This window comes from Rhodoferax ferrireducens, assembly GCF_003347515.1.
Taxonomy (GTDB): Bacteria; Pseudomonadota; Gammaproteobacteria; order Burkholderiales; family Burkholderiaceae_C; genus Rhodoferax.
Window position 1 is genome coordinate 1 of sequence record NZ_QEII01000039.1, and the last position, 375, is coordinate 375.

1 protein-coding gene is annotated in these 375 nt (G+C 63.7%); it reads left to right on the top strand.

Features of this window, described 5'->3' with window-relative positions:
• Window positions 1-371 (top strand): transglutaminase-like domain-containing protein (locus tag C5P05_RS00145; protein ID WP_198674549.1); only part of this gene is annotated, 371 nt, incomplete at its 5' end.
• Window positions 372-375: the final 4 nt, after the last annotated feature.

Here is a 375-nt window from a genome sequence, read left to right on the forward strand (position 1 = left end):
GCGAAGGTACCCAGACGCCGATCGAATCGCTCGACCGTGGGCGGGGTTCGTGCCGCGACTTCGCCATACTGTTCGCCGAAGCGGTACGCAGCCTGGATATAGGCGCCCGGATCGTGTCGGGCTATCTATACGACCCGCAAATCACTGCGACGGGTTCCTCGGGGTCCGGATCCACCCACGCGTGGGCCGAGGTCTACGTGCCTGGGGCTGGCTGGATCAACTTCGATCCGACCAATCGCAGTATCGGCGGATTCAATCTGGTTCCCGTCGCCGTTGCCCGCGACATCACGCTGTTGATGCCGGTGTCGGGCAGCTACGTTGGTGCGGCTGACGCGTTCGCGGGAATGGAGGTCGAGGTCCGGGTAACCTGAGGTT